The organism is Mesorhizobium sp. M4A.F.Ca.ET.020.02.1.1, from assembly GCF_004022645.1.
Taxonomy (GTDB): domain Bacteria; phylum Pseudomonadota; class Alphaproteobacteria; order Rhizobiales; family Rhizobiaceae; genus Mesorhizobium.
The window spans coordinates 1-3706 of the sequence record NZ_RZOI01000615.1 but is presented as its reverse complement, the minus strand read 5'-3'; the positions used below and the strand labels follow the sequence as shown (position 1 = coordinate 3706).

Here is a 3706-nt window from a genome sequence, read left to right as displayed (position 1 = left end):
GCACCGGCTCGGCGAACATGCGCGGGTCGAGCTCCCAGGGCTCCCGATTGACGTCGAGATAGGCGCGCGGGAAATTCGCCGCCAGCATGGGCGCGCCGAGCACCACGGCGCCGCCGAACAACTCGTCGACATAGCAATCCTCCGACCGGCGGATGGCGTTGCTGTCGAGCTTGGCCATGGCCAAAAAGCGCTCGGGATAGTAGCGGCCGCTATGCGGCGAATTGAAGAGGAAGGGAACGCGCTGCTCGGCGCCCGATCGGATATCGAAGGGTGGAACGACCGAAAAATCCTCGGCTGCCGTCTTCAATGTGAACGAACCAGGAAACAGCACTGCATCATGGTCTAAAACTGCCATCTCCCCGGCCGCATGTCCAGCATTTCAGCGCTCTGTCCCCGTTGTCAAAGTCGGGCTTATGCGCCCAACGTTCACTTGATGTTTACCGACACCTCCTCATATACAGGATGGTTAACGGGCTTGCCCGGCATCAACATCGGGCGGGTGATTCGGACGGGACATGATGGCACGCATTCTGCTGGCGGAAGACGATGATGATATGCGCCGGTTCCTCGTCAAGGCATTGGAGCGCGCCGGCTATCAGGTGAGCGATTTCGACAATGGCGCCAGCGCCTATGAGCGGCTGCGCGAGGAACCGTTCTCGCTGCTTTTGACCGATATCGTCATGCCGGAGATGGACGGCATCGAGCTTGCACGCCGCGCCACCGAGATCGATCCCGACCTCAAGGTCATGTTCATCACCGGTTTCGCCGCAGTAGCGCTCAACCCTGATTCCAAGGCGCCGAAGGACGCCAAGGTACTGTCGAAGCCGTTCCACCTGCGTGACCTCGTCAACGAGGTCGAGAAGATGCTGCAGGCGGCGTGAGGCGTTCCAGCTTGATCCCGGCGCGCCTTCGGGCGCGACAAAACGAGCCCTTCTTTCGTTTTTCCACCTATTGACGCGCCGGATCAAAAATGGTGTATGCGCGGCATCGGATGGGCGTGTAGCTCAGCGGGAGAGCACTGCATTGACATTGCAGGGGTCACAAGTTCAATCCTTGTCACGCCCACCATCCTAACAAATCCCCACGGGAACAAGAGAGTAGGGCAATACGGCAGCAGGATCTTGCCGCTGCTAATCATTCCCTATTGCCCTGCTCTCTCACTGGCTTACTCTCCTACACTCATTGCGGCCGAGGGTCGGGTCTGTTGGGCCTGTCGTGGTTGCCGTTCTTGCCTTCGCGGCACGGCGCATCGCCAATGCCGCAGCATTTGCCGTGATAGGTGACGTTCGGCTTGAGGTTATCGCAATCCCGGGGGGTGGTCGTCTTACAGCCCGCCACCACTGAAGCGGCGGCGATGGCAAGCAAGACGTTTCTCGAAAGAATAGGCATGGACGTTCTCCTTGTGGACCGCGTTTGTTACGCAGCGCTGGGTCGCGTCCCTCCAAGGATTGGTTCAAACGAATCGGAAAATTTCTGCGAAGCCTTTCGCCATGCGCCGGCGAACAAGGCGCCGTTGCCGCTGGTGAGCGAGTGGCGCGTGTGGCGTGGAACCGCTCTTCCATCGACGACACGATTGCGCCTGTAGCCGAACGCGTCCACGACCGACTTTGCGTTGGCCATTGCCAGAAGGTGGCTGCCCAGCCCATCCCCTCATGCTGCGGCAATCAGCGTCGATTGCGGCTCAGCCCGCGCCGAGGCGAACGTCGCCTGTCTCGACATGCCGCAGAAACCACCCATAAGTCTGTTCCAATCCATCGCGCAGCGAGCAGCGCGGCCGCCAGCCCGTTGCAAACAGGCGCGACACGTCCAGCAGCTTGCGCGGCGTGCCGTCCGGCTTTGTCGCGTCGAAGGTTACCGTGGCTTCGACGCCGACCACGGACAGGATCGTGCGGGCAAGCTTGCCAATGCTGATGTCTTCTCCCGAGCCGACATTGACGTGGCCGTCGCCGGAATAGTTCTTCAGCAGCCAGACAAGCGCATCGGCGGCGTCGTCGACATGCAGGAACTCGCGCATTGGCCTGCCCGATCCCCAGACCTCCAGCTGCTTCCCGCCGGCACGCTTGACCTCATGCGCCTTGCGCATGAGGGCCGGCACGACATGGCTGCTGGTGAGGTCGAAATTGTCGCCCGGACCATAGAGGTTGGTCGGCATGGCGGAGATGTAGTCCACGCCATACTGACGCCGGTAGGCCTGGCAGAGTTTCAGCCCGGCGATCTTGGCGACCGCGTACCATTCATTGGTGGGCTCGAGCGGACCGGTCAACAGCGCGTCTTCGGGGATCGGCTGCGGCGCGAGCTTCGGATAAATGCAGGACGAGCCGAGGAACAGGAGCTTCCGCACCTCGCAGCGGAAGGCGCTCTCCATGACATTGGTCTGCACCACCAGGTTCTCGTGGAGAAAGTCGACCGGAAGCGTGTCGTTGGCCAGGATGCCGCCGACCTTTGCGGCCGCCATTACCACTGCGTCCGGCCTGTGCTCGGCCATCCAGCGCCGCACGCCGGCCTGGTCGAGAAGGTCGAGCTCGCTGCGCGCGACCGTCAGGATTTCGCAATCCTCGCCTGCCAGTCGGCGCGCGACAGCCGAGCCGACCATGCCGCGGTGCCCGGCAACGAAGACCCGTTTGCCCTTCAAATCGAAAGTCATCGGCCCACCCCCGGGCGGAACGTCCGCCCTGCCATGGCTGCATCGTCAAAATCCGCGAGGTCGGCCTGCACCATTTCCGCCACCAGATCCCTGAAGCCGGTCCTGTGCGACCAGCCCAGCACGGCTCTCGCCTTGGACGCGTCGCCGACCAGGAGGTCGACCTCGGTTGGCCGGAAATAGCGTGGGTCGATGCGCACCAGGACCGCGCCCGAAACGGCGTCGATACCCACTTCGTCTGCGTCATGGCCTTGCCAGAGCACGGTGCGCCCCGTCTCGGCGAAGGCCAGTTCGACGAATTCGCGCACCGAATGCGTCTCGCCCGTCGCCAGCACGAAATCGTCGGCCTCGTCGTGCTGGAGGATGCGCCACATGCCCTCGACATAGTCGCGCGCATGGCCCCAGTCGCGTCTGGCGTCGATATTGCCGAGATAGAGCACATCTTGCCGCCCGTGATGGATCGCGGCCACCGCGCGCGTGATCTTGCGGGTGACGAAGGTCTCGCCACGGCATGGACTCTCGTGGTTAAACAGGATGCCGTTGGCCGCGAACATGCCATAGGCCTCGCGGTAGTTGACCGTCGTCCAGTAGGCGTAGAGCTTGGCCGCCGCATAGGGCGAGCGCGGACGGAAGGGCGTCGTCTCGTTCTGCGGCGCCACCGACGCCTTGCCGTAGAGTTCCGAGGTCGACGCCTGATAGAAGCGCACCGACCTTTCGAGGCCGAGGATACGGATCGCCTCCAGCAGCCGCAGCGTCCCCAGCGCATTGGCATTGCCCGTATATTCCGGGTTCTCGAAACTCACCTGGACATGGCTCTGGGCGCCGAGATTGTAGATTTCGGCGGGTCGCGTCTCCTGCACGAGGCGGATCAGGTTGGCCGCGTCGGTCAGATCGCCATAGTGCAGGAAGAGGCGTGCGTCGCGCTCATGCGGATCGACATAGAGGTCTTCGATACGCCCGGTGTTTGATGAGGACGAGCGGCGTTTGACGCCGTGGACGACATAACCCTTCTCAAGCAGCAATTGCGCCAGATAGGCTCCGTCCTGCCCGGTCACGCCGGTGATG

5 protein-coding genes and 1 tRNA gene are annotated in these 3706 nt (G+C 62.6%); 2 read left to right on the top strand and 4 right to left on the bottom strand.

Annotated elements, in window-relative coordinates:
• Positions 1-355 (bottom strand): N-formylglutamate amidohydrolase (locus EN742_RS27860; protein WP_189375647.1); only part of this gene is annotated, 355 nt, incomplete at its 3' end.
• Between the two features lie 163 nt (positions 356-518).
• Here EN742_RS27860 and EN742_RS27855 point away from each other — a divergent pair.
• Positions 519-881: a response regulator gene (locus EN742_RS27855; protein WP_006199474.1), complete on the top strand. Its 363-nt coding sequence runs from the start codon at positions 519-521 to the stop codon at positions 879-881.
• Positions 882-993: 112 nt separating this feature from the next.
• Positions 994-1068: transfer RNA gene (locus EN742_RS27850), tRNA-Val, on the top strand.
• Between the two features lie 111 nt (positions 1069-1179).
• Here the strand turns inward: EN742_RS27850 and EN742_RS27845 are convergent.
• From EN742_RS27845 to gmd, 3 genes are all read right to left on the bottom strand, one after another.
• On the bottom strand, positions 1180-1389 hold the full coding sequence (locus tag EN742_RS27845) for a hypothetical protein (RefSeq protein ID WP_127404952.1): 210 nt from the start codon (positions 1387-1389) through the stop codon (positions 1180-1182).
• Positions 1390-1681: 292 nt separating this feature from the next.
• Entirely contained in the window at positions 1682-2644 is a 963-nt protein-coding gene (locus EN742_RS27840; protein WP_126058410.1) for a GDP-L-fucose synthase, read from the bottom strand.
• Positions 2641-3705 carry a GDP-mannose 4,6-dehydratase gene (gmd, locus tag EN742_RS27835; protein WP_245492407.1) on the bottom strand — a complete coding sequence of 355 codons (1065 nt, stop codon included), beginning with the start codon at positions 3703-3705 and terminating at the stop codon, positions 2641-2643. The genes EN742_RS27840 and gmd overlap by 4 nt, the downstream gene beginning before the upstream one ends.
• Position 3706 lies beyond the last annotated feature (1 nt).

Bases quoted from the DNA above. Each gene is read 5' to 3' on its own strand.
- EN742_RS27855 (WP_006199474.1), top strand. From the start codon at position 519: ATGGCACGCATTCTGCTGGCGGAAGACGATGATGATATGCGCCGGTTC.
- EN742_RS27845 (WP_127404952.1), bottom strand. From the start codon at position 1,389: ATGCCTATTCTTTCGAGAAACGTCTTGCTTGCCATCGCCGCCGCTTCA.
- EN742_RS27840 (WP_126058410.1), bottom strand. From the start codon at position 2,644: ATGACTTTCGATTTGAAGGGCAAACGGGTCTTCGTTGCCGGGCACCGC.